The sequence below is a fragment of the Nesterenkonia halobia genome, assembly GCF_039536005.1.
Lineage (GTDB): Bacteria > Actinomycetota > Actinomycetes > Actinomycetales > Micrococcaceae > Nesterenkonia > Nesterenkonia halobia.
In genome coordinates, this window is sequence record NZ_BAAAYG010000004.1 from 1 (window position 1) to 22080 (window position 22080).

The window sequence follows — 22080 nt, forward strand, 5'->3', positions numbered from 1 at the left end:
GTACATCTTCGGCATGTTCGTATCCTTCCGCTCAATAGGAGCGGAACGAAACCCAGGACGGTTCAGGTAGCCCTTGTCAGCGATCACCCGTCGCGGGCGCGATCGCGGCCTGCCTCTGGCCCCGGCCACGCGAATCTCGCTGAGCGTCTCGGCCAGCAGACTGGTGTCGGCGACCTGCCCGCCGGTGAGCACGAACCCCAGCGCCCGTCCTCTGCCATCACTTGCCAGATGGATCTTGGTCGTCAGCCCGCCACGCGAGCGGCCGATGGCATGATCGGCCGGCTCAGTGCCGAACTTCTTGTAGTTCGATTCAGCCCCCTGTGCTCCGGGGCAAGGTCGCACCATGCTGATGCACGCGCACGATCGTCGAGTCGATCGAGGCGACCCAGTCCAGCTCCCCGCGCTGGTGAGTCAGCGACTGCACCGTCTCGAGCACTCGGGCCCAGACGCCCTGCGAGGCCCACCGGGAGAAGTTCTTATAGATCGTGTTCCAGCTGCCGAACCTCTCCGGGATCTCCCGCCAGGGTGAGCCGGTCCTGTACCGCCAGGCGGCAGCTTCGACGACTCTGCGTGGATCCACCGGGGGCCTGCCGGTGGACTTCGCCTCCGGGAACAACGGGCCGATCACTGCCCAGGTCTCGTCAGATATCTCTCTGCGTGCCACAAGGACAGACTTGCCGACGACCGACGCTCCACCCTTTAGCAACACGCCCTAGGTCACCCTACGATCGAGCGCACCGCGGCGACGAGCGCGGCCCGGTGGCTGACGATTCGCTGGTCCGATCCGTCGGGTTCGGCGGCGAGTCCGCGCAGGGCGGGCGACGCGTTCGACCACGACGTTGCAGTCGAGACCGTAAATGCGAGCAGATCGGCGGCGTCACACTGATTGCCGATGGCTCCGGACTTCTGCGCCTCGGCGATGGCAGCCACCTTGGGCCGGTACTCCTCGATCTCCTCGCTCCCGACAACGGAGCGCTCGAGCTGCGCCCAGACTGTCAGGCGCAGCGTCTGAGGATGCTCAAGCAGGTAGTCGAACATGCGTCCGGCATAGTCGCCGAGGTTATTTGCAGCGAAGGGGACGGAAATGACGAGCTCCCGGAGGGCGTGGGCGACGACGATATCAAAGAGCTCCTCCTTGTTCCCGAAGTGGGAGTAGATGGAGCGCTTGTTCGCCGACGCTGACTCGGCGATCCGGTCGACTCGCGCGCCAGCCAAGCCGTACTGGGCGAACTCGATCACGCCCGCGTCGAGGATCCGGGTCTTGGTGGCAGTCGCGTCAGGTGGCATGGCACCAGTCTACAGGAGAACGTAACTAACCAGTTGTTGACAGACCGATCGGAGACGAATACCGTGACACGAACCAGTTAGTTACCTATCGTGGCCGGCACGCTTTGCTCGACCACGGGAGAAGGAGTAATGCCATGAAGGCAGTCGTCATGACCGGAGCCAACGAGCCCTGGCAGGTCCAAGAAGTCCCGATGCCCACCGCCGAGCCCGGCCAGGTGCTCGTCAAGGTCCACGCATCGGGAATGTGCTACACCGACGTGTGGGCCACGCAGGGCGCGGGCGGCGACATCTACCCCCAGACGCCGGGCCACGAAGTCGTCGGGGAGATCGTCGAGGTCGGTACCGGCGTGCACGGTCGCGAGGTCGGCGACCGGGTCGGCACCACATGGGTGCAGCAGGATTGCGGCCGGTGCGACTACTGCCTCAAGCGGCTCCCGCTGACGGGGCAGACGGCCATGAACTGCGCGGCTCCGCGGCTGACGGGCTTCACCGCCCAGGGCGGCCACGCGGAGTACATCGCGATCGCGGCCGAGGGCACGGTGCTGCTTCCCGACGAGCTCGACTACGTCGATGCGGCACCGATGATGTGCGCCGGGTACACCACGTGGAGCGGGATGCGCGACGCGAACCTGCGGCCGGGCGAGCGGATCGCCGTCCTCGGCATCGGCGGGCTCGGGCACGTCGCCATCCAGCTGGCCAAGGCCTCGGGCTTCGAGACGATCGCGATCACGCACTCGCCTGATAAGCACGACCTTGCCAAGCAGCTGGGCGCGGACCACGTCGTCGCCAATGGTCAGGAGCTGGCCGACCTCGGCGGCGCGGACCTCCTGCTGGTCGCCACCAACGCCTTCGACACCGCTGAAGACGCCATGACGGGCCTGCGGCCGAGCGGGCGCGTGGTCCTGAGCGGGTTGGACTTCACCCGCCCGTTCTCGATCTCGTCAGACGGTGTGCCGTTCCACATGATGCGCCAGCAGGTCATCGGGTCCACGCACGGTGGCCAGCACTACCTCAGTGAAGTCGTCGACCTGGCCGGAAAGGGCAAGGTCAAGCCGATCACCGAGACCTTCTCCCTCGATCAGGCCACCGAGGCCTACGACCGGCTCTCCACCGGCAAGATGCGCTTCCGCGGAGTCTTCACCCCGCACAGCGCCTGACCAGCGGCACCTGCACCCTGGGCCGGGCCGGACTGGCTCGGCCCAGGGTGCGGGCGCTTCCGCCCACCGACTCCGCGAAAGGACGACCCATGCCCGAGGCCCAGCAAGGTGCTCCGCGCCCGCTCCGGACCACTGGCCGCGCCCGACTCGTCCCGATGCGCCCCCGCGACCCTCACGAGCAGGGGCGGGCAGCGTCGACGCTGGAGCTCTTCTTCGACCTGGTGTTCGTCGTCGCCGTCAGCATCGCCTCGGTCCAGCTGCACCACGCGCTGGCCGAAGGTCACGTAGGGCAGGGCATCCTCGGCTACGCGATCGTCTTCTTCGGGATCTGGTGGGCCTGGATGAACTTCTCCTGGTTCGCCACCTCCTTCGACAACGACGACTGGCTCTACCGGGTGCTCACCATCCTGCAGATGGGCGGCGTGCTGGTCTTCGCCTCGGGCATCCCGGCGGTGTTCGAGCGCTACGACTTCACCGTGCTGATCATCGGCTACGTCGTGATGCGGCTGGCGATGGTCGCGCAGTGGCTGCGCGCGACCCGATCAGGCGGGGTCGCCGGTCGCGCGGCCTGGTCCTACGCCACCGGGATCGCCGTGGTGCAAGCCCTCTGGCTCATCACCCTCCTACTCCCCTCACCGGCCTTCCAGATCGCGCAGGTCATCATGATCGGCGCTGAGATCGCGGTCCCGATCATCGCCGAACGCATCGGCAACACCCCGTGGCACCCGCACCACATCACCGAGCGATACGGACTCTTCGTCCTCATCCTGCTCGGCGAGAGCCTGCTCGGATCGGCCAACGCCATCGTCGAGGCCCTCGGCCACACGAAGGACCCGGCTCCGCTCATCTCCCTGGCCGCGCTCACCCTGATCACCACCGCATCCCTCTGGTGGCTCTACTTCTGGCCGCCGCACCACCACGCCATCCGAACCTTCGCCAGCTCGCTGGCCTACGGCTACGGGCACTATCTCATCTTCGCCGCAGCCGGTGCGCTCTCAGCTGGCATCGAGATCGAGATCGGCGTCCTCGCCGGCCACGGCGAGCTCCACCCACCACTGGCTTCGTTCGCCTACACCGTTCCGGTCGCCGTCTTCGTCATCGGTGTCTGGGCACTGGCGATCAGGCCCCACGGTGATATTTGGGTCAACGTCGCCGTACCGCTCGCTGGCCTCGCCGTGCTCATCGACCCGGTCATCCCGATTCCCTTCGCACTCACCTCCGTCATCCTCGCTCTGATGATCGCCGTGCTCGTGTGGAGACGACCACAGCGACGGCTCGAGTGAGGGCGGCGCAACAAGCGGTCCAGGAGAGCTCGGGCAACTGCCCCGTGATCGTCCCCCGCGTCAAACGTTTACGCGGTGCGCCGACCCTGATCTTTTTCTCTTCTCGATTTGGCAGGCGTTGCCCGCGGCTCGACAGCCCTGTATCACCATGCGTCTGGCTGCACGGATATGAGCACAATGTGATCCATCCGACAGCGCGCCGGCTCACGCGACGGCGGGCGTCGTCCATGCCCGGATAAGCGCAGTTACCAGGGACCTGCCGCGCAGGGGGGATCTGTCCTTCCGCCGGGCGCGAGGCGAGACTGAAATCGATGAGGACCACTGGAGAGGTTGCCGTCTGAAGCTCGATCTGATTCGCCGCCGAACTACTCTGGTCGCTGTCAGAGCCAGGTTCAGGGACTCGACCCACACCCGGGGCCGGTAGAAGCTCGCTCGCCGAGCGGCCGTCTCGGAGAGTGATGAGCTGAGCGGAGAAGCTAACCGGCACGAAGCCCTACTGCACCGACTGCATGAGGAGAGCGCCGATCTTCCCCGAGCCGATGAGGTTCTGAGGTCGGCATCAATTCTTGGTCCCCGGCTCTGCCAGTCCCACCACGAGTTGATCCAGATCGTCGAGGCCACTCGGTTCGCCCAGACATCACGCCCTAAGCGCGACGCGTAGCCGTTGTAGAACTCGAGTCGTCGAATTCGCCTACGACGGCGTCTCGACGCACCGGCTCAGTCTGCCGAGCCACTCGATGAGCAGCTGCGTCTCGGACCTGCCCAGGACCTCCGGACGGGACGCGGCGAGCTCGATCGCGGCGGCAAGAGGGTTGTCCAGCTGCGTTCCTGTACCGGTGATAGCTGTGATTGCACCCTCGCGGACGGCGCGGGACAACGCTGGATCATGGCTTGCCAGGATGATCTGACGCAATGTGACGCCGATGTTGGTCACGAGGATGTGCGCGGCCGCCTGCTCGGAGGGGACGGCGAGCCTGCCCTGCTCGGCCGCCCTAGCCGTGAGTCCACGCAGGATCTCGCTGGGACGCGACTGCGCTTCGGGGGAGTGCCCGGGGCGGACCTTGCCGTACATGAGGGTGTAGAAACCGGGGTTGGCCAGGCCGAAGGCGACGTGGGCGTCCCAGCCGGCGCGGATGTCCTGGATCGGGTCGCCGAAGGATTCCATCGACGACTTCTCGCCCAGGTATAGATCGAACCCGCGCTCGATGACTGCGTCGATCAGTCCCTGCTTGGACCCGAAGAAGTGATAGAGCGTGGGCATCTTCACCCCTACGGCGTCGCACACCGCCCGCAACGAGAACTCCTCCCCGGGGGAGGCGGCGATGAGGTCCGCGGCAGCCGCGATCATCCGCTCCCGTGTATCGCTTGTCGGAGCTCCTGTCATAGTGCTACGTTATCGCATGTATCAGCGAGATACTGTTACATACCGGAGATATATAGGGGGCATCATGGCTGAGCACACACTCAACGGCAAGAACATGCTGATCGCGGGCGGCGCGAAGAACCTCGGCGGGCTGATCGCCCGCCAGGCGGCCGACGCAGGCGCGAACGTAGCGATCCACTACAACTCCGACTCCAGCCGCGCCGACGCGGAGCAGACCCTCGCCGCGGTCGAGGCCGCAGGAGGCAAGGGCGCGATCTTCCAGGGAGACCTCACGGTCCCCGCGAACGTGGCCCGCCTGTTCGCCGACGCGGAGGCAGCCCTGGGGAAGATCGACGTCGCGGTGAACACGGCTGGCAAGGTGCTGCGCAAGCCGATCGTGGAGACCACCGAGGACGAGTACGACTCGATGTTCGACATCAACTCCAAGGCCGCGTACTTCTTCATCCAGGAGGCCGGGAAGAACCTCGCCGACGGTGGCAAGATCATCACCATCGTCACCGCCCTGCTGGCCGCGTTCACCGACGGCTACTCCACCTACGCCGGTGGCAAGGCTCCGGTGGAGCACTTCACCCGTGCTGCGGCCAAGGAGTTCGCCGATCGCGGCATCTCGGTCACCGCCGTGGCCCCCGGCCCGATGGACACGCCCTTCTTCTACCCGCAGGAGACGCCCGAGCGCGTGGAGTTCCACAAGTCCCAGGCCATGGGGAACCAGCTCACTAAGATCGAGGACATCGCCCCGATCGTCCGATTCCTCGCCTCCGAGGGCTGGTGGATCACCGGTCAGACGATCTTCGCCAACGGCGGCTACACCACCCGCTGAGCTCGACGCCACGCACAGAGGAGCACTTCATGGCAGCACCCACCATCCCCGAACCCGTGGCCTCGTTCCTCGCTGCCGTCAACAGGCACGACGAACAGGCCTTCCTGGACGCCTTCGCCCCTGACGGGGCTGTAGACGACTGGGGGCGCACCTTCACCGGGCGCGAGCAGATCAAGACATGGAGCGACAAGGAGTTCATCGGATCCCACGGCACCCTCACCGTCGAGGAAGTAGACACCGCCGGCGACACGGTCACCGTCATCGGCGACTGGCGGTCAAACCACGCTAACGGTCGGTCGAGGTTCGTTTTCGACGTCCACGGCGACAAGCTCGCGAAGATGACGATCCGCGAAGGCTGAGCCGTCGGCACCTGCATCTCGAGCGGGCGTCCAGCCAGATGGACGCCCGCTCAGTGCTGCCGCGTTCGATACTCACGCACGACACCCACATGCGAGGTTCGTCAACCATGACTGCCGTCCCACTCGCCCGCGCCGGGCACCGTCGATCCGAGGTCGGCCCTGTCGAGCTGTTCTTCGACCTGGTCTATGTCTTCGCCATCATTCAGCTCTCGCACTTGCTCATCGAGCACCTTTCCTGGGAGGGCGCTGCCCAGACCATCGTGGTGTTCGCCGCGGTGTGGTGGGGCTGGAACTACACCGCCTGGGCGATGAACTGGCTGGATCCGGGTCGCACCCCTGTGCAGTTGCTCTCCGGGGTGCTCATGCTTGCCGCATTGGGCATGTCGATCGCCATCCCCAGTGCGTTCGGCGACGGAGCCTGGTTGTTCGTTGGGTGCTACCTTTTCATGGGCGTCCTTCGTCCGGGCTTCATGATGATCGCCTACCGCGGGTACCAGCTCGCTGCCAACTACCGCATGCTGCTGCTGTGGACCTTGATGGCCGGCATCTTCTGGGTCCTCGGCGCAACACTGCCCTTCGAGTGGCGGCTGGGCGTCTGGCTACTCGCGGTGCTCATCGACTATGCGGCCCCGCTGGCCCACTACCGGATCCCCGGCATCGGCGCAGCGCCCATGCACCAGTGGGACACAGACGCCGAGCACCTGGCCGAGCGCAACCGTCTCGTCTTCATTGTCGCCCTCGGCGAGTCCATCCTGCTCATGGGCGGCACCATCGTCTCCCACGGTCAGCTCACTCCGTCGCTCGCCCTGAGCATGCTCGTCGGCTTCGCGTCCCTGTTCGTACTCTGGTGGAACTACTTCGCCCTTGCCGGCCCCGAGACCCACGGCGGGGACTCATCGACCGGGGCTCTCCGTTCGGCTTACGCCTACGCGCATGCCTTCATGGTCCTGGGCGCGATCCTCGTCGCCGTGTCCATCGAGTTGCGGCTCTCCCACGACCGCCTCACCCCTGCCATCGTCCTCGTGACGACAGCAGGCCCGCTCGTCTACCTGACAGGGAACCTGTTGTTCCTCCGGTCACGCTTCGGACGCCTCGCGCGGTCCAGGTTCATCGCAGCAGCTGTGCTGGTGATGATCACGATCGCCGCGATGCTGCTGATCGATCACCTGCCGGTGATCGCCTTGAGCGTCGCCGTGCTCGCCGTGACGGCTGTTCTCGCCGCGCACACCGCCTACACGGCGTCGTATTCGTCAGCACTCCGGCAAAGGGCCAGGCCTGAATTAGGGCATGCCTGACAAATGTGCGGTCCACGCGATCACCGCGTTAAGCACCGCAGCAGCCCGATAGGTCAGAGCGTGTGAATCGCCCCGGGTCTGGTGGAGGCTCTGATTCCACGGAAGGATGAAGAGCATGGCAGCACCGAGGAAGTACCCTGACGAGCTTCGGGACCGCGCCACCAGGATGGCGATGGAAGCACGACGCGACCCGGCCACCAGGCCGGGGACGTTCCGCCGAGTAGGTGAGCAGCTCGGGATCAATCCTTCAGACTCTGCGCAATTGGGTCCAGCAGGCCGAGATCGATGAAGGCCACCGTCCCGGCACCACGACCAGCGAAGCCCAGCGCGTGAGCGAGCTGGAGAAGGAAGTGCGCGAACTGCGCCGTGCCAACGCGATCCTGCGGTCGGCCTCGGCTTTTTTCGCGGCGGAGCTCGACCGCCCACAGCGCTGATCATCGACTACATCGACAGCCATAAGCACCAGTTCGGCGTCGAGCCGATCTGCAGGACGCTGACCGCGGCCGGGACGCAGATCGCGCCGAGCACCTACTACGCCGCCAAGTCCCGCCCGCCCTCGGCCCGCTCTCTGCGAGACGAGCAGCTGCTGGTCGAGATCCACCGGGTGCATGCGGAGAACCTCGGCGTCTACGGTGCGCGGAAGATCCACGCACAGCTGCGCCGTGAAGGGATCCCGGTGGCTCGATGCACCATCGAGCGCCTCATGCGTGCTGAGGGGCTGCGAGGGATCAGCCGAGCGAAGGGGCCACGCACCACGATCGGCGGCAGTGCGCCGGATACACGTGCTGATCTGGTCCAGCGAGACTTCACCGCCACGGCTCCGGACCAGTTGTGGGTCGCTGACATTCCCCCGCAAGCGGGAGGTGCCCCACCTATTGCAGGACCTTCGCCGGGTGGGTGTACGCCGCCTTCGTCGTCGATGTGTTCTCCCGCCGCGTGGTCGGCTGGCAGCTGTCGAAGTCGCTGCGGACCGATCTCGCTCTGGACTCGCTGGAGATGGGCATCTGGACACGCCAACGCCAGGGACGGGACCTCGCCGATCTGACTCATCACAGCGATAAGGGTGTTCAGTACCTCGCGGTGCGCTACACCCAGCGGTTGGCCGAGGCTGGGGCGGCTGCTTCAGTCGGCTCGACTGGGGATTCGTATGACAACGCGCTGGCCGAGGCGTTCAACTCGTTGTTCAAGGCCGAGCTGGTCCGCAACCGCGGGCCCTGGAAGAGCATCGACGAGCTCGAGTTCGCGACTGCCGAGTACATCGACTGGTTCAACCATCGCCGCCTCCACGGCGAGATCGGAATGGTCCCTCCGATCGAGTTCGAGGAAGTCCATTACTATCAGAACCACCCCGTGCCGGAATCTGCCGGCGCGGCACTTGCGAGTCTCTAGCAAACCCGGGGCGATTCACTTCCTCAACGGCGTGGGGAAAGTCACCGACGAGGACCTGGAACGAGACGCGGAGCAACTCGTCGCCTGGGCGACGGCGTAGCGCGCCATGACAACGTTGGGTCAGTTCATACAGCATCAACAGCCGATCCAGGTGACGCCTCTCTGATAACAGCGTTTATCGGGGCATGAGAGCAGGCACCCCTCGCGTGACACGCTGCCGCCGCGATCGGCCCGGAAGCGACGCCGATCTCAGGCATAGACTGTCGGCTGACACCGGGGATGTCGGAGAGGGAAGGTGCACCGGGTGGGGAGCCAGAACGAGCATCGAAGTCAGGGCGCGCGGCGGGAGCCGAGCTCGGTGTTCCGCCCGCGGACCCTGCTGGCTGTTGCGATGATGGTGGCTACGGCGGTGCTTGCGGGTTGCGGGGAGTCGGCAGGCCGAACGGGGGCCGAGTCCGCCAGCGCTTCGGCTGAGGGTGTGATCGATGTCGAGGGCGGCTATACCCAGGACGAGCAGCTGGCCGAGCTGGAGTCAGTGGTCGAGGTCATGCGTGAGCATTTCGGCAAGGGCGTAGCGACCATCGATGGGGAGCCCTGGAGCGCGGAGCTCCACAGTGTCGAGGTTACGCCGCGTCCCGAAGGAGACGGTGTCTACCGTCATGAGATCAGGTTCGACGTCGCTCCTGAGGATCTGAAGGAGGCCTATGCGACGGCGGAGAAGATCGCGGATCAGTTGGGCCTGACGGAGAACATGAACAACAGTCATGGCGTCACTGAACACGACAAGATCTTCTACGGTGCGGGGGCGGCAGAAGGTCGGGGCTTCCTGATTGCCAGCACGACGTCAGGCGACGGATATCGTGCCTTCTATCAAACACGACTTTCCGATGATCCAAGTCTGCAGGAGGCGTACGACAGGATCGTCGAGAAGAACAGCCAGGAACGCGAAGTGGACGGCCCCCTGCAGACGGATGATCGAACGAGCGTTCCAGGCTACGAAGGCGAGTAATCGGGCCAGCACGGCGGGGCTGATAGTCAGAGGCCGTGCGACAGAAGAGGAGAACACGCGTGGCCCTTGTGTGCTGGAGCCAACGTCGAATTGAAGCCGTCCTGCCGCCTGAGCCATCGGGGAGCCGGCCCTGGCTGCGGCGTCGAGTCGCGATGCACAGGACTGCGACGGCGGTGCTGTCCCTGGCCTTGACGCTGGGCACCGTCACAGCCTGTGCGGACCAGGCCGACGAAGTCTCGGTGACGGCCGAGAGCGGCGAAGAGCTGGTGGCCGATTGGAACAAGGGGGAGACCTACGACCAGCAGGTCGAGGAACTCCGGCTGGTCAACGAGGTGGTCACCAAGCACTTCGGCGAGAAGGTGCTTCCGAGTGTTGGCGGCGGTGAGTGGGATCTCGGTAAGTACCTGAATCAGTCGGGGATCCCCGATCCGAGCACGCGGGCAGAGGGAGCATACTTCTTCGGGATCAACTATGACTTCTCCGATGTCAAGGCGAACCAGGAGACTCAGGAGAAAGCTCTCGCGGTGCTTGACGAGCTCGGGTTGACTCCGAACGGCGACTTGCCGACGACTTATGATGCCGAGCGGCGGCCTGCCTTGTATGTCGCTGGAGGCGAGGATGAGCACGGGCGTGTCTTCCTGATCGAGCAGCGGCACGCAGATGCCGGCATCAAGGCCATCTTCTGGACACGCCATTCCGACGACCAGTCCATGCACGAAGCGCACGAAGCGAACTGGAACGATTGAGCCGCTATAACACGCATGGTATATTTGTTGCCATGTGGAGCGTCGTCGACCATCCGGACGCCGAAGGCGAATACAGGAAGCTCGGTGCCAGGGAGGCCGTGGCGGTCGACAACGCCACTGCCAAGCTGAAGGAGCTCGGTCCGAAGCTGGGCTTCCCGCACAGCAGCGCGGTGAAGGGAACCGACAAGCTCAGGGAGCTGCGCCCGCGAGGCGGTCGCAGCGTCACACGGCCGCTCTACAGGCGGATCGACGACGTGTTCGTCATCGGGACCTACGCCCCCGAGGCCGAGAGCGATCCCAAAGGTTTCACACGAGCATGTCGAGCCGCCGAACGACGACTGGACGAGATCGAGGATTGAGGTGATGATCATGAAGCTGTCCGACCTGACAAGCCATGACGCGATCGTGGCCGAGCGCCGTCAGGCCGACCCTGAGTACGCCGCTGAGGCCGATCGCCTCGTGCTGGCCGATGCGGTGAGCCGGGCCGTCGTCCGCTATCGCGCAGAACGTGACCTGACGCAGACCGCGTTCGGGACGATGCTGGGCTGGAAGCAGCCGCACGTGGCGCGATTGGAACGCGCTGACGTCGCACCGTCGATCGAGACTCTGCAGCGCCTGGCACGCGCCGGGGTCATCGAGGTCCATATCGAGCAGCAGCGCACCTATGTCCGGGAGCTCGCCACCACGTGACGAGCAGGCTCGACAGCAGTGACCAGAGTGACCAGTCGGGGCTGAAGTCAGGACACTGGAGTCATGACGAGCACGACCGCTGACGACCTCTGGCGGGACTGGTGCGCGGTCACCGGCACCGCCGAGGATCAGCTCGACGAGGCCACCCTGCAGCGCTTCGCCGCGACGTCGGGAGCCTCGCAGAAGGTGCTGGCGACGCTGCGCGGCCGGCGATCGGCAGGGCCGCGACCAGCAGACGAGCCGCCCAGCGCCGAGGCTCCCGCCTGGCCGGTCGAGCAGCGTGACGAGCCGAGAAGCCTGCAACGACTGATCACCCACGGCTCGACGATCATCGCCACGGGCTCGACCGGCTGGATCGCCCGGCTGCGGATGCGCCGGCTGCTCTTCGCCGCAGTGCTGCTGGCACCACCAGACCACGGCGGCCTGGGGCTGTCCCGCAGCCAGGTCCGCGCGATGACGCCTCGCCGGCTGGCGGGGCTGCGCGAGCAGGTCGGCGTCAGCGACGACGAGCACGCCTGCCCGGCATGTGCAGTGTGGTCGTGGCTGGAGATCGTCGGTACCAACAACGGCTGGTCGCCGAACACAGTGCGCACACTGGGCCGCCGCCGCGACGAGATCGTCGACGGTTCGACCCGTCAGCTCCACCGGCATCAGCGTGAGGATCCGAGCCCGGAATGGGCCGACTGGCCGGACCATCCAGCCCTGCTGCCGGCGATCGATCAGTGGGGCTACATCGACCTCTACGCCTCGCTGCATCCGTCGTCGCTGTCAGTGCTGGTACGCACCGTCGCCGAGCTGCTCGCCAGTCCCGTGCCTGCGATGCCCGAAGAAGAGGACGACGAGCCGGATCCTGTCGCACCGGCGGCCCGGCACGTCAGCGCCGAGGAGGAAGTCGCGATTCTGGCCCGCGCCGACGAGCTCAACGCTCGGATCGAGAAGATCCTGGCCGAGACCCGATGATCACGGTGGGAGCGCCGTCAGCGCAGCACAGTCCTCAGCGCGAGGGCGAATGCCTCGCAATGGTCCTGGCTGCTCACTCGGACCAATGCAGGTAGAACTGATCGCGCGAGGCGATCTACTTCAGCGCGGAGTCCGCAGATTGGTATGAACCTCGACGTCAAACTTGAGGCTCGGCGGTTGACCGTTGGTGAGGCCTGCGAACCAGATTCGCCCGGTCGGTGTTCTGTCGTGTTTCCACGCTTCGTCGATCGCGAGATCTTCCGAGCGACGGTGCTTTGAGTTGCCCTCGTAGAGGGCAAGTATCTTCTTCGCCTCGTCTCGGGTCGTCGGGATCTCAATTCGCATCACCGGCATGGTTCACCCTTCTGCGACTGGCGCTGACGGTTCTGCGGGGGATTCCCGTACTCGCGCGGGCATCACGACCGTCACGACGCCTGCGGCAACGACGAGCATGACGGCGGCGACAGTGAGCGCGGCGTCGAAGCCCACTGTCGTATAGTGCAGCTGATCGCTGGGTGACCTGCCCTCGCTCATCGCGGTTGCGGCAGCCAGTGTGGCAACTGTGTTCAGCAGTGCTGTGCCGACGGATCCACCGAGTTGGGTCACGGCATTGACCGCTCCCGACGCAGCTCCGGTATCACGAGAATCGACGTTGGAGGTGGCGCTTTCGACGGCTGGGGTGATCGTGCAGCCGAGTCCGAGTCCGATGAGAATCTCCGCAGGGACGAAGCGGGTCAGATACACGTTCCCGCTCTCGGGATCGAGCCCGACCAGGAGCACGAACCCGACGGCCATCACGATCAGGCTCGGCACGATCAGATTTCGGGGTGCCAGACGCTGGGACAGTGCCCCGGCGATCGCGGTCGAGCCGATGCCGATGGACAGTGCCAGGGGAAGGAACGCGAACCCGGCCTGCATGGGCGAGAACCCGAGGATCTGTTGGAACCAATAGGTCAACACGAGGAACAGTCCGAACAACGACAGTTGGGGCAGGGCGACCGCGAGCAGTGCGCCGCCGCGGAGGCGATTGAGCAGAATCCTCAAGGGCAGAAGCGGGCTGGCCGATCTCGACTGCACAGTCACGAAGGCGGCCATCGAGACAAGTCCCAGCCCGAGAGTCGCCACGACGACCAGATCGCCCGGGCCGCGTGTGGCGACCTCGGTGAGAGCGAAGACGATCGCGGCCATTCCCACCACGCTGGTCAGCGCCCCGGCCCAGTCGAGTCGCACGCCCCGTCGTTCCATCGTCGGAATGACACGACTGGTGCCGATCAGGGCCACTGCCACGATCGGCACGTTGATGAGCAGGCACCAGCGCCATCCCGCCCACTCGGTGAGGAATCCACCCAGCAGGAGGCCGATGACGGCTCCTGCCCCGGTCAGTGCGCCGTACACGCCGAAGGCCGTGGCTCGGTCACGAGGTGCAGTGAACGTCGCTGAGATCACTGCAAGCGCGGCGGGCGCGAGCAGCGCTGCCGAGACGCCCTGTCCCGCTCGCGCCACCAACAGCAGGCCCCACGTAGGGGCACCACCTGCCAAAGCCGACGTCAGGGCGAACCCGACGAGTCCCAAAACGAAGGCTCGCCTCGCGCCGAGGACATCACTCAACCTGCCACCCAGGAGCAGCAGGCCGCCGAAGGCCAGGGCGTAGGCGGTGATGACCCAGCTGCGACTGGCATCGCTCATGCCGAGTTCATCCTGGAGCGCGGGCAGGGCGATCGTGATGATCGTCGAGTCCAGGACGACCATGAGCTGCGCCAGGCCCGCAACGGCAAGTGCCCACCAGCGTGCTGCGCCAGTTCTGCTTAACGTCATGCATGTAACTTACCAACAGTAAATTACCTGAGCAATCGGATAGAGTGGACCCATGGCAGGCGATCAGGAAGCACCCAGTGAAGACTCGCATCAGCGGGCGCACGGCAGCGCTGCGACGAGTGTCTGGCTGCGTGAGGAGGTGCCGTCCCGCAGTCGCCGCACGCTGACGCGGGAGGGGATCGTCGTCGAGGCGGTTGGTCTTCTCGATGACCAGGGCATCGGGAGAATGACGATGCGTCGACTGGCTGAGCGAATCGGTGTGACCTCGACCGCACTCTATTGGCACGTGAAGACGAAAGAAGAGGTCCTTGATCTCGCCTTCGACCACGTGTTCGGGTTTGTCGAGATCCCGAGAGCAGATGGCGATTGGCGGTCGGACGTTCGGGCTCTCCTGCTCGGATGGCGCAAGACGATGCTCGACCACCCGTGGACAACAGCGCTGGTGGGAAGGCCGATGCTGGGGCCCAACGTGTTGGCCCGGACTGAATACCTCTACTCGACTCTGGCGGGCACCGGCTTGTCCGGCATCGAGCTGTCTGCGATCACGCAGCTCTTCGCCAACTACGTCATCGGCACCGCTGCGGCCGAATCCACCTGGCATCAGGCAGAGACTGCCCCGGAACAGCAGGCCCTTGCATGGCAGCGCATTGAAGACAATCGCGATGTCTACCCGACGCTCTACCAGTCCGGTCACTTTGATGAGCAGCGGGCAAGCTCCGACGAACTCTTCGAGCATGGTCTCGATATGCTCATCACTCGCGTGGTCGATACCGCGTGATAGATCCACTTGGCGCGTGATCGCGCCTGCTGGGCCTGTGCCCCGTGATCGGTTGTCTAGGCCTTCTCTTGCTGCGCTTCAGAGCTACGATGAATGGGCATGACTCCCAACTCACGACCGGCCGGCCGCGTGCAGCGCACTCCGGACTTTGACCTGTCCATGGCGGACCTGCGCGCGGTGGCGGCGTTCAACCTGGCGTGTGCACTGCAGGTCATCGACCTTTTCGAAGCGGTGCAGCCGCATGATGCCCGCCCACGTGATGCGTTGGTCGCGGCGGAGGATTTCGTGCGCGGTGGGCCGCGGTCTCGTGCACAGCGCATCGGTGCTCCTGCTGCCCATCGAGCCTCCAAGCAGGTCAGCGGCGCTGCCTCGCATGCAGCGATGGCAGCCGGCGACGCGGCGGCGTCGGCCTATCTTCACCCGCTGGCCGAGGCCTCCCAAGTCGGCCACATCCTCCGCGGTCCATCACATTGCGTGCTGGCGCTGGAGATGCGAGCGGTCGAACCGCTCACGCGTGCGGCCGCCACTGCCGCAGTTCTGGAACAGTCCACGCCTGCTGTGGTCGAAGTGCTGTGCCGCTACCCGCGTGCGGCGACGAGAGATCGAGCGACCGCTGAGGTGATGTCGTCTCTGGATGTCCAGCTTCGCGAATCGGTGAGCTGATCAGGACGCCGTCTCACGAGCCGTGCATCCACAGGTCTGCCCGTCAGCTCAGCGCAGCCGGCTGAACGGATCCATGATCGACTGCGCGCCATGGCGCGGGCAGACGAAGACCAGCCGTGCGCCGATGCCGTCGGCACCGCACGGTTCCGGCGGGCAGTCGCCGCCGCATGCAGAGCAGGTCCGGTATGCCTCGTCATCGATCATGATGCGAGGCTACGCGGACTCGTCGGTGCTGGGCATGGACAGGGGGCGAGCTTGTGGAGAGCAGAGCTGATCGCTCAGCCCAGCTCGAACGTCGCGACCACCGGCCGATGATCCGAGGCCTCGCCGCTGTCGCGCGCCCCGGGCGAGTCAGCGACCGAGCTGACGTCGACGCCGCCGGTGGTGACCGACTCGACCGCCTCGGTCAGCGCATGGCTGACCATCAGATGGTCAATCAGCTCACCACGACTCCGGTAGACACGTGTGAAGCGCTGTTCCTCATCGATCAGCGGGGCGAGGTTCCACATCCGCGCGGCATCGCCCTGGTCCTCGCGCTCATATCCTCCGCTGCCGAACTCGGAGCCGCCGGGGTCCAGCAGGATCTGGGTGGTGGCAGCCTGGGGCTCGTCGTTGAGGTCGCCGGCGACGATCACCGCGTTCTGCCGCCCGTCGCCGTCGAGCAGGTCATCGACGCCGGCGCGGACGGCAGCAGCCTCGGCCGCCCGCCGGTGCAGCGCGTAGACCGCATAACGTGCACGCTCTCCCTCATCGCGAGGGGAGAAGCGTCCACTGGGATAGGTCAGCAGCTTCGACTTCAGGTGTGCCGAGACCAGATCGATGTTCGTACCGGCCTTGCGGATCCGCGCGGTCAGCGCCGGCCGTCCCATCGCAGTGATGGTGCTGCCCTCGTCGTCGACCTGGACCGGGGCCAGCGTCTCGGGGAAATCGATGATCTGCTCGAGACTGGTCAGCGCGGACTGGGCGAGGAAACCCACCCGGATGCCGCGACCGTCGGGATCGGCCAGCGCGGTGTTCCAGCTGCCCTCGGGTCGGGACGCCAGGTCCTCGAGGGCCTCGGGGTCGCCGACCTCCTTGACGGCGAGCACATCAGGGGAGTGCTCGGCGATGGTGGCGGCCAGTGCGTCGAGCTTGGCGTCGTACTCGGCGTCGGTCTGACGGCCGGAGTCCTCGCCGGGACGGAAGAGGTTCTCGAGATTCCATGTGCCGATGGCGACCATGCCGCCCAGCGTGGCGGGACGAAGTGAACAGCGGGTCAACTGAAGCCGGAATGATCGGGCGACGGTATCCTCGGGGTCATGAGCATTGACTGGGAGCACTTCCTCGGCACCTTCGGATCAGGGCTGGCCGAGCGCTACGACGAGGTCGTCTCCTCGGCCGTCTACGACGACGCGCCGAATCGCGACGCCAGCTACTCGGTCCCCGAGGCCGATCTGCTGCATCCGGTGATCGACTGACGATTCTGCCCGTTCCTAAACGACTGGCAGAAGCTCACGGGGCTATGCCGACGCCCCCACCGACTGCTGGTTCTCACCAGGTCTGGGTGATGCAGCAGTCTCAGTGGTTGCGGCTCGACTCGCATGCCGATCGGTCAGGGGCTGGTGGGCGGGTAGCTGAACAGGCCTCCGCACAGATGGGGGTTGAAGATACGGCCGAAGGCACACCCGAAGTGGTGGCCCAGGGAGCCGTCGTCCACCCGCGGGATGTCGCTGATCTTGGCTTCAGCGGTTTCGGCTCCGACGCTGAGCCCGCCGGCGGCAAGTGCCAGTGCCGCGAATGTGGTGCCCAGCGTCATGCGGATCGTCTTGCGTGCCATGAGTGCCTCCAACAGGTGATGCCATCAGCTCTGCTTCACGATGGTGAGAGCTATGTCACTTGTCATGGTAGAGATCCTTTGACTGCGCTCACTAGCTACTTTGGTCGACAAGCAGTCACCACGTCGCCAGGGTCCACATCCGAGGCGCTGACCAAGTGACTGCCGTTCTCAAGACGTCCCGTCCTGGAATCCTTGAATCTGGGCCGGTGCCTCGGCGAGTGTGGAGAACATCAGCCGGGACGAGTGCCATGGCCACCTCGTCTCTGAGGACCACACAACTCTGCTCGAGGAGCAGCAATGTCCGAGATCGCCGATCGCTACACTCGACTGGCCGCCGACTTCCGCGACACCGTCGACGACGTGCCTTCCGAGCAATGGCAGGCCGCTTCGCCGTGCGAGGGCTGGACCGCCCACGACGTCGTCGCCCATGTGATCCACGCACATCTGATGCAGCTGGGGTTCCTCGACGCCGCACCTGAGGCACCGCTGCCGGTCGATGAGGATCCTCTCGCCGCCCTCGACGTCGTCGTCGAGGCTGTCGCGGCCGCACTGGCTGATCCCGACATCGCCTCCCGGGTCATCGATGGGGTGGCGGGGCCGATGACCTTCGCCGAGTCGATCGACGGTTTCCTCTCATTCGACCTGTTGATCCATCGCTGGGACCTCGCTCAGGCCGTCGGACTGACGGCTGTGTTCGATCTGACCGATGTGCGCTGGGCCCGGGGTCTCGCCGATGATCTCGGCGAGATGCTACGCGCCGACGGCGTCTGTGGTCCGGCACGGCCGGTGCCGGCAGGGGCTGACCAGCAGCAGCGGCTTCTGGCCCACCTGGGCCGTCGCCCCGAATGACGCCACCCTACGCGGCGGAATCTCCAGTGTCGCCATCACCAGTATCATTGAACGCTGGCTCGGTCGCAGTGATCACCGCGCGCAGGCCAGGCATGGCGGTGATCGTCTCGACGAGCTCGCGGGCAGAGTCAGCCTTGGTGCGGAACATGTGTGCCAGCAGGCCTTCACCGGCAGTGCCGAGCTGATAGGGCTGCGGCGTGCCGCCGTTGGGCATGTACCCGGACCTGCGCTGCTGCGCCTCGGCGAGACCTTCCAGATGCTGCTCGAGGGACGGAGCCGAGACCCATCGGCGCTCCGGCTGAGTCCTCTCCTCCTGCACCCAGACGGCGATCCGCTCAGCGTGATAGGCCTGCTGCTGTCCCACTGCATCACTGGTCGCCAGAAATTCGGCAGTCCCATCGAGTATCCCCGCAAGCCGCCGGGCCCGATGGGCGAGGACCACCAGGTGAGGCCTGGCGTCCTCGCCTGGGCCGGGAGATGCAGGCTGCCGCGGCATTCGCCTCATGAAACCCAGCATCCCGTGAACAAGATCGCGATACCGCTCGTTGTGATCGAGCGGACCGTCGTGATACATGGCCTGAGCCATCTGCTCGATGTGCTTCGGAAGACCCCAGATCTCGTGAGCCTGCCGCAGCAGCCCACGGTAGTCGCGGGCATCGATCGGATCATCGTCGGTGAGCATCTGCTGTACCCGCTCGACGTCAGTGGGCCCTTCCTCATCAATCTGTGATGCCCGGTTCTGGACGTGCCAGAGATGCCGAAGAAGCGGGCTCTCGAAGTGCTTACGGTAGGCCTCGACGTCGGCACCGTATTCGACATGCAGCAGCTCCAGCATGGCCTCGATGCCCGGACGGTTAAGGTTGATCACCCACGACAGCCTTCGCACATCAGCATCGGGGTCTGCCACCACAGCCTGACCATGAGCATTGGGGGTCGCCAACCAGCCCTCCTGGTGCATCGCCCGCACCCGCTGAACGGCCGGAGCCTCGAATACAGTCCTCAGGTCCTTGGTGAGTTGCTTGATCGACGCTCCGTACGGCCGCTCGATCAGAGCGCGCAGAAGCTGAAAATCCGGCAGGGGAGAAGAAGGCTGAGCGAACATGGGCTCCTCATCACGATCGTCGATCCAGCATGACCATGCGCTCGGAGGTAGGGAGGAGCGATCATGCCTCGTCGTCTATGACAGCATGACGAGTCACCTCATGGGAACACCCCGGTGATTCTCGCCGGAGTGTATTTGCACAGCGGTATTCATCGTTGACGATATCGCGCGTCGGACTCATCGAGGGATACCTGAAGTGACGATAACCCCTGGTCACCAGGCATACTCTCTTAAGGGCACAGACCACCGGGCGCGGGCAAGACCATGCTGGCCGAGCGGCTGCCCGGCATCCTGCCGCCGCTGGGCGACGACGCCGCGATGGAGGTGACCGCCATCGAGTCGGTGGCCGGAGACGCCGCCACCGTCAGCAGGCTGCGTCGGCGCCCGCCCTTCGAAGCGCCGCACCACAGCGCCAGCACCGCGGCCGTGGTCGGCGGGGGAGCGCGGATCGCGCGTCCCGGTGCGGTCACCCGCGCGCACTGCGGCGTGCTCTTCGTCGACGAAGCGCCCGAGTTCCAGCGCCAGGTGCTCGACTCGCTGCGTCAGCCGGTGGAGACCGGGGTGATCTCGCTGCATCGGGCCGCTGGCAGCGTCACCTACCCGGCGCGCTTCCAGCTGGTCATGGCCGCGAACCCGTGTCCCTGCGGCATGGCGCTGGGCCGGGCCGGCGAGTGCAGCTGCTCCGTGGTGCAGCGGCGCGGCTATCTGGCCAAGCTCTCCGGCCCGCTGCTGGACCGGATCGACCTGCAGGTCCAGGTCGACCGGCCCCGCTCGGCCTCGATGACGCTCGACGAGCCGGGGGAGAGCTCGGCGGCGGTGCTGGAGCGGGTGCTCGCCGCCCGAGCAGTCCAGCAGGACCGGCTGGGCCGGTGGGATCTGCGTATGAACAGCCAGGCGCCCATGGGGCTGCTCACCGGAGCACTGCGGCCGGCGGCCGCCGCGTCCGCCGCCCTGGACGCGGCCCTGGACCGCGGCGGGCTGTCGCTGCGCGGCTACGTCCGCGTGCTGCGGCTGGCCTGGACGCTGGCGGACATGGCGGGGCGCACCAGTCCGGAGGCCGAGGACGTCGAGGCGGCGATGCAGCTGCGGCAGAGCACCGAAGAACGGAGGACGGGATGAACAGCACTGTCGAGCCGGGATCCGGTTCCACTCTCGACGCCCCCGGGGGCGGCCTGGGTCCGGCCGTGTCGCCCAGAGGCGACGGCGGCCCCGACGAGGAACTGCGAGTGGTGCGAGCGGAGCTGAGCCGGATCATCGAGCCCGGGGATCTGCTGGCCGGTGTGCTCCTCGCCCGGCTCGGTCCACGGCAGACCCATGCGCTCATCAGCGGAGGCGCCGAGCCGGATGCGCAGCTGACCACATGTCTCGCCGCCGATGCCGAGGAAGCCGGCATCGGCCGCCGCGGCCGGCGCCTGCAGGACGGGCTGGCGCGGTGGCGGGCGCGGCTGGGCCAGTGCGACGGCGCCCGCGAGCTGGCCACGATCCGTCGCTTCGGCGGCGGACTGCTCATCCCGGAGGACCCGAGCTGGCCGACCGAGCTTGAGGCGCTGGGCATCGCGGCCCCGGTCGCGCTCTGGCACCGCGGCGGCACCCGGGGCCCGGACGCGCCGAGCCGCGACGCGGAGCGGCTGGATCAGTCGGCGCCTGCCGAGCAGTCGGAAATGCCGGAGCAGCCCGTGCTGCCCTGGATCCCGCGCACCGCAGCAGTGGTCGGATCCCGCGAGATCACCGACTACGGCATGCGCGCCACTGCGGAGATGGTCGAGGACCTCGTCGGACACGGCGTCTGCGTGATCTCCGGCGGGGCCTACGGCGTCGACGCCGCCGCGCACCGGGCCGCGCTGCGGCTCGCCGCACGGCGCGGCCTCGGAGGCCCCGGCGCGGCTCCGCCGACGGTCGCCGTGCTCGCCGGCGGGCTCGATCGGTGGTACCCGGCGGGCAACGAACGCCTGCTGCAGGGGGTGGCCGACCACGGGCTCGTGCTCAGCGAGCTGCCTCCCGGAGCCGCGCCGACGAAGCATCGTTTCCTGCAGCGCAACCGACTCATCGCCGCCTTGTCGGCGGCGACGGTCATCGTCGAGGCCCGGTGGCGCAGCGGGGCGCAGAGCACCGCCCACCATGCGCTCTCGTTGGGCCGCCCGGTCGGGGCCGTGCCCGGCAGCATCTTCTCGGCCACGTCGGCCGGATGCCATCGGCTGCTGCGCGAGACGCCGACGACGGTGGTCACCGATGCCGCCGACGTCGTCGAGCTGATGGCCGGTGACGCCGCACCGGCCGGCTCGACGCCCGGATCGCCGGCGGCGGGACGAACGGCCGCGGGATCGACCGGGGCCGCGCCGGATGCGGCGCCCTCGGACGACGGTCGGCCGGCGCAGGCGATGCTGCCGGTGATGCCCGGCGAGGAGGTCGGGGAGCCCGGCGTCTCCGGCTCGGGGTCGCGGACTCCGCCGCCGCGGACGGACCGCTCGGCGCCGGCTCGTCCGCAGGACGGGATGAGCCAGGAGGAGGTGCTGCTCCACGACGCGCTGCCCAAGCGGGGGCTGAGCACCCCGGGGAAGCTCGCCGCCGTCGCGGGGCTGGCCATGCCGCAGGTCTACGCGGCGCTGACCCGCCTGGAACGAGCCGGTCATGCGCGCCGCGTGGAGGGCCGGTGGGGGAGGAGCACGCCGAGCCCATGA

At 66.5% G+C, this 22080-nt stretch carries 26 protein-coding genes, 2 pseudogenes and 1 other annotated feature; of the genes and pseudogenes, 18 read left to right on the top strand and 10 right to left on the bottom strand.

The window, feature by feature from the left end:
- The 3 genes from ABD652_RS05575 to ABD652_RS05585 all read right to left on the bottom strand — a co-directional run.
- Nucleotides 1–345 (bottom strand): transposase (locus tag ABD652_RS05575; RefSeq protein ID WP_344719080.1); only part of this gene is annotated, 345 nt, incomplete at its 3' end.
- Complete coding sequence (locus ABD652_RS05580; protein ID WP_344719082.1) at nucleotides 311–709, bottom strand: IS5 family transposase; 399 nt, start codon at nucleotides 707–709, stop codon at nucleotides 311–313. The genes ABD652_RS05575 and ABD652_RS05580, both read right to left, overlap by 35 nt.
- 8 nt (nucleotides 710–717) lie before the next feature.
- The gene (locus tag ABD652_RS05585) at nucleotides 718–1287 is read right to left on the bottom strand and encodes a TetR/AcrR family transcriptional regulator (RefSeq protein ID WP_344719084.1); all 570 of its coding nucleotides are present in this window, start codon (nucleotides 1285–1287) and stop codon (nucleotides 718–720) included.
- A gap of 191 nt (nucleotides 1288–1478) precedes the next feature.
- On the opposite strand from ABD652_RS05585, the gene ABD652_RS05590 reads away from it, so the two are divergent.
- Together ABD652_RS05590 and ABD652_RS05595 are read left to right on the top strand one after the other, a co-directional pair.
- Entirely contained in the window at nucleotides 1479–2444 is a 966-nt protein-coding gene (locus ABD652_RS05590) for an alcohol dehydrogenase catalytic domain-containing protein (protein ID WP_344719086.1), read from the top strand.
- 155 nt (nucleotides 2445–2599) lie between these two features.
- Nucleotides 2600–3727 carry a low temperature requirement protein A gene (locus ABD652_RS05595; RefSeq protein WP_344719088.1) on the top strand — a complete coding sequence of 376 codons (1128 nt, stop codon included), beginning with the start codon at nucleotides 2600–2602 and terminating at the stop codon, nucleotides 3725–3727.
- A gap of 691 nt (nucleotides 3728–4418) precedes the next feature.
- On the opposite strand, the gene ABD652_RS05600 is transcribed toward ABD652_RS05595, so the two are convergent.
- Nucleotides 4419–5075: a TetR/AcrR family transcriptional regulator gene (locus tag ABD652_RS05600; protein WP_344719090.1), complete on the bottom strand. Its 657-nt coding sequence runs from the start codon at nucleotides 5073–5075 to the stop codon at nucleotides 4419–4421.
- 100 nt (nucleotides 5076–5175) lie between these two features.
- Here ABD652_RS05600 and ABD652_RS05605 point away from each other — a divergent pair, with 100 nt between their 5' ends.
- The 9 genes and pseudogenes from ABD652_RS05605 to ABD652_RS05645 all read left to right on the top strand — a co-directional run bounded on the left by ABD652_RS05605 (nucleotide 5176) and on the right by ABD652_RS05645 (nucleotide 12379).
- Entirely contained in the window at nucleotides 5176–5931 is a 756-nt protein-coding gene (locus ABD652_RS05605; RefSeq protein ID WP_344719092.1) for an SDR family oxidoreductase, read from the top strand.
- A gap of 29 nt (nucleotides 5932–5960) precedes the next feature.
- Nucleotides 5961–6290: a nuclear transport factor 2 family protein gene (locus ABD652_RS05610; protein WP_344719093.1), complete on the top strand. Its 330-nt coding sequence runs from the start codon at nucleotides 5961–5963 to the stop codon at nucleotides 6288–6290.
- A gap of 107 nt (nucleotides 6291–6397) precedes the next feature.
- Nucleotides 6398–7585 (top strand): low temperature requirement protein A, encoded by a 1188-nt coding sequence (locus ABD652_RS05615; RefSeq protein ID WP_344719095.1) that lies wholly within the window; start codon nucleotides 6398–6400, stop codon nucleotides 7583–7585.
- Nucleotides 7586–7700: 115 nt separating this feature from the next.
- Nucleotides 7701–8974 (top strand): annotated as a pseudogene (locus ABD652_RS05620) (IS3 family transposase).
- Nucleotides 7980–8108: a sequence feature (AL1L pseudoknot), on the top strand. Its footprint overlaps the pseudogene before it by 129 nt.
- A gap of 304 nt (nucleotides 8975–9278) precedes the next feature.
- Nucleotides 9279–9983 (top strand): hypothetical protein, encoded by a 705-nt coding sequence (locus ABD652_RS05625; RefSeq protein ID WP_344719097.1) that lies wholly within the window; start codon nucleotides 9279–9281, stop codon nucleotides 9981–9983.
- 59 nt (nucleotides 9984–10042) lie between these two features.
- Nucleotides 10043–10729 carry a hypothetical protein gene (locus ABD652_RS05630; protein ID WP_344719099.1) on the top strand — a complete coding sequence of 229 codons (687 nt, stop codon included), beginning with the start codon at nucleotides 10043–10045 and terminating at the stop codon, nucleotides 10727–10729.
- Nucleotides 10730–10761: 32 nt separating this feature from the next.
- Entirely contained in the window at nucleotides 10762–11088 is a 327-nt protein-coding gene (locus ABD652_RS05635) for a hypothetical protein (protein WP_344719101.1), read from the top strand.
- A gap of 4 nt (nucleotides 11089–11092) precedes the next feature.
- The gene (locus ABD652_RS05640; RefSeq protein ID WP_344719103.1) at nucleotides 11093–11419 is read left to right on the top strand and encodes a helix-turn-helix domain-containing protein; all 327 of its coding nucleotides are present in this window, start codon (nucleotides 11093–11095) and stop codon (nucleotides 11417–11419) included.
- Nucleotides 11420–11482: 63 nt separating this feature from the next.
- Nucleotides 11483–12379: a hypothetical protein gene (locus tag ABD652_RS05645; protein ID WP_344719105.1), complete on the top strand. Its 897-nt coding sequence runs from the start codon at nucleotides 11483–11485 to the stop codon at nucleotides 12377–12379.
- 120 nt (nucleotides 12380–12499) lie between these two features.
- Here ABD652_RS05645 and ABD652_RS05650 read toward each other — a convergent pair whose 3' ends face one another.
- Entirely contained in the window at nucleotides 12500–12724 is a 225-nt protein-coding gene (locus ABD652_RS05650) for a hypothetical protein (RefSeq protein WP_344719107.1), read from the bottom strand.
- A 12-nt stretch (nucleotides 12725–12736) separates the two neighbouring features.
- On the bottom strand, nucleotides 12737–14194 hold the full coding sequence (locus tag ABD652_RS05655; RefSeq protein WP_344719109.1) for an MFS transporter: 1458 nt from the start codon (nucleotides 14192–14194) through the stop codon (nucleotides 12737–12739).
- A gap of 52 nt (nucleotides 14195–14246) precedes the next feature.
- Here ABD652_RS05655 and ABD652_RS05660 point away from each other — a divergent pair, with 52 nt between their 5' ends.
- Nucleotides 14247–14972, top strand: coding sequence for a TetR/AcrR family transcriptional regulator (locus ABD652_RS05660; RefSeq protein WP_344719111.1), 726 nt, complete (start codon nucleotides 14247–14249; stop codon nucleotides 14970–14972).
- 99 nt (nucleotides 14973–15071) lie between these two features.
- The gene (locus ABD652_RS05665; protein WP_344719113.1) at nucleotides 15072–15635 is read left to right on the top strand and encodes a putative immunity protein; all 564 of its coding nucleotides are present in this window, start codon (nucleotides 15072–15074) and stop codon (nucleotides 15633–15635) included.
- A gap of 48 nt (nucleotides 15636–15683) precedes the next feature.
- On the opposite strand, the gene ABD652_RS05670 is transcribed toward ABD652_RS05665, so the two are convergent.
- Entirely contained in the window at nucleotides 15684–15839 is a 156-nt protein-coding gene (locus ABD652_RS05670; RefSeq protein ID WP_344719115.1) for a hypothetical protein, read from the bottom strand.
- A 74-nt stretch (nucleotides 15840–15913) separates the two neighbouring features.
- Entirely contained in the window at nucleotides 15914–16855 is a 942-nt protein-coding gene (locus ABD652_RS05675; RefSeq protein WP_344719117.1) for an endonuclease/exonuclease/phosphatase family protein, read from the bottom strand.
- 78 nt (nucleotides 16856–16933) lie between these two features.
- Here ABD652_RS05675 and ABD652_RS05680 point away from each other — a divergent pair, with 78 nt between their 5' ends.
- Nucleotides 16934–17092, top strand: a complete 159-nt coding sequence (locus ABD652_RS05680; protein WP_344719119.1) for a hypothetical protein — start codon at nucleotides 16934–16936, stop codon at nucleotides 17090–17092.
- A 134-nt stretch (nucleotides 17093–17226) separates the two neighbouring features.
- Here ABD652_RS05680 and ABD652_RS05685 read toward each other — a convergent pair whose 3' ends face one another.
- Nucleotides 17227–17451: a hypothetical protein gene (locus tag ABD652_RS05685; RefSeq protein WP_344719121.1), complete on the bottom strand. Its 225-nt coding sequence runs from the start codon at nucleotides 17449–17451 to the stop codon at nucleotides 17227–17229.
- 297 nt (nucleotides 17452–17748) lie between these two features.
- Here ABD652_RS05685 and ABD652_RS05690 point away from each other — a divergent pair, with 297 nt between their 5' ends.
- Entirely contained in the window at nucleotides 17749–18300 is a 552-nt protein-coding gene (locus ABD652_RS05690) for a TIGR03086 family metal-binding protein (RefSeq protein WP_344719123.1), read from the top strand.
- A 7-nt stretch (nucleotides 18301–18307) separates the two neighbouring features.
- Here ABD652_RS05690 and ABD652_RS05695 read toward each other — a convergent pair whose 3' ends face one another.
- Complete coding sequence (locus ABD652_RS05695) at nucleotides 18308–19402, bottom strand: hypothetical protein (protein WP_344719125.1); 1095 nt, start codon at nucleotides 19400–19402, stop codon at nucleotides 18308–18310.
- Between the two features lie 255 nt (nucleotides 19403–19657).
- Between ABD652_RS05695 and ABD652_RS05700 the strand changes: the two are divergent.
- The 3 genes and pseudogenes from ABD652_RS05700 to ABD652_RS05710 all read left to right on the top strand — a co-directional run.
- Nucleotides 19658–20161, top strand: a pseudogene (locus ABD652_RS05700) (ATP-binding protein); the annotation flags it as partial.
- A 21-nt stretch (nucleotides 20162–20182) separates the two neighbouring features.
- Nucleotides 20183–20521 carry a magnesium chelatase subunit ChlI family protein gene (locus tag ABD652_RS05705; RefSeq protein WP_344719422.1) on the top strand — a complete coding sequence of 113 codons (339 nt, stop codon included), beginning with the start codon at nucleotides 20183–20185 and terminating at the stop codon, nucleotides 20519–20521.
- 110 nt (nucleotides 20522–20631) lie between these two features.
- A complete protein-coding gene (locus ABD652_RS05710) occupies nucleotides 20632–22080 on the top strand; it encodes a DNA-processing protein DprA (protein ID WP_344719127.1) in 1449 nt (482 codons plus the stop codon).

Excerpts from the sequence above, each read along its gene's own strand:
- ABD652_RS05660 (WP_344719111.1), top strand. The coding sequence starts at position 14,247 with ATGGCAGGCGATCAGGAAGCACCCAGTGAAGACTCGCATCAGCGGGCG.
- ABD652_RS05685 (WP_344719121.1), bottom strand. The coding sequence starts at position 17,451 with ATGGCACGCAAGACGATCCGCATGACGCTGGGCACCACATTCGCGGCA.
- ABD652_RS05675 (WP_344719117.1), bottom strand. The coding sequence starts at position 16,855 with ATGGTCGCCATCGGCACATGGAATCTCGAGAACCTCTTCCGTCCCGGC.
- ABD652_RS05705 (WP_344719422.1), top strand. The coding sequence starts at position 20,183 with ATGACGCTCGACGAGCCGGGGGAGAGCTCGGCGGCGGTGCTGGAGCGG.
- ABD652_RS05610 (WP_344719093.1), top strand. The coding sequence starts at position 5,961 with ATGGCAGCACCCACCATCCCCGAACCCGTGGCCTCGTTCCTCGCTGCC.
- ABD652_RS05665 (WP_344719113.1), top strand. The coding sequence starts at position 15,072 with ATGACTCCCAACTCACGACCGGCCGGCCGCGTGCAGCGCACTCCGGAC.
- ABD652_RS05655 (WP_344719109.1), bottom strand. The coding sequence starts at position 14,194 with ATGACGTTAAGCAGAACTGGCGCAGCACGCTGGTGGGCACTTGCCGTT.
- ABD652_RS05600 (WP_344719090.1), bottom strand. The coding sequence starts at position 5,075 with ATGATCGCGGCTGCCGCGGACCTCATCGCCGCCTCCCCCGGGGAGGAG.
- ABD652_RS05640 (WP_344719103.1), top strand. The coding sequence starts at position 11,093 with ATGATCATGAAGCTGTCCGACCTGACAAGCCATGACGCGATCGTGGCC.
- ABD652_RS05670 (WP_344719115.1), bottom strand. The coding sequence starts at position 15,839 with ATGATCGATGACGAGGCATACCGGACCTGCTCTGCATGCGGCGGCGAC.
- ABD652_RS05605 (WP_344719092.1), top strand. The coding sequence starts at position 5,176 with ATGGCTGAGCACACACTCAACGGCAAGAACATGCTGATCGCGGGCGGC.
- ABD652_RS05645 (WP_344719105.1), top strand. The coding sequence starts at position 11,483 with ATGACGAGCACGACCGCTGACGACCTCTGGCGGGACTGGTGCGCGGTC.
- ABD652_RS05635 (WP_344719101.1), top strand. The coding sequence starts at position 10,762 with ATGTGGAGCGTCGTCGACCATCCGGACGCCGAAGGCGAATACAGGAAG.
- ABD652_RS05585 (WP_344719084.1), bottom strand. The coding sequence starts at position 1,287 with ATGCCACCTGACGCGACTGCCACCAAGACCCGGATCCTCGACGCGGGC.
- ABD652_RS05650 (WP_344719107.1), bottom strand. The coding sequence starts at position 12,724 with ATGCGAATTGAGATCCCGACGACCCGAGACGAGGCGAAGAAGATACTT.
- ABD652_RS05690 (WP_344719123.1), top strand. The coding sequence starts at position 17,749 with ATGTCCGAGATCGCCGATCGCTACACTCGACTGGCCGCCGACTTCCGC.
- ABD652_RS05695 (WP_344719125.1), bottom strand. The coding sequence starts at position 19,402 with ATGTTCGCTCAGCCTTCTTCTCCCCTGCCGGATTTTCAGCTTCTGCGC.
- ABD652_RS05595 (WP_344719088.1), top strand. The coding sequence starts at position 2,600 with ATGCGCCCCCGCGACCCTCACGAGCAGGGGCGGGCAGCGTCGACGCTG.
- ABD652_RS05615 (WP_344719095.1), top strand. The coding sequence starts at position 6,398 with ATGACTGCCGTCCCACTCGCCCGCGCCGGGCACCGTCGATCCGAGGTC.
- ABD652_RS05680 (WP_344719119.1), top strand. The coding sequence starts at position 16,934 with ATGAGCATTGACTGGGAGCACTTCCTCGGCACCTTCGGATCAGGGCTG.
- ABD652_RS05590 (WP_344719086.1), top strand. The coding sequence starts at position 1,479 with ATGCCCACCGCCGAGCCCGGCCAGGTGCTCGTCAAGGTCCACGCATCG.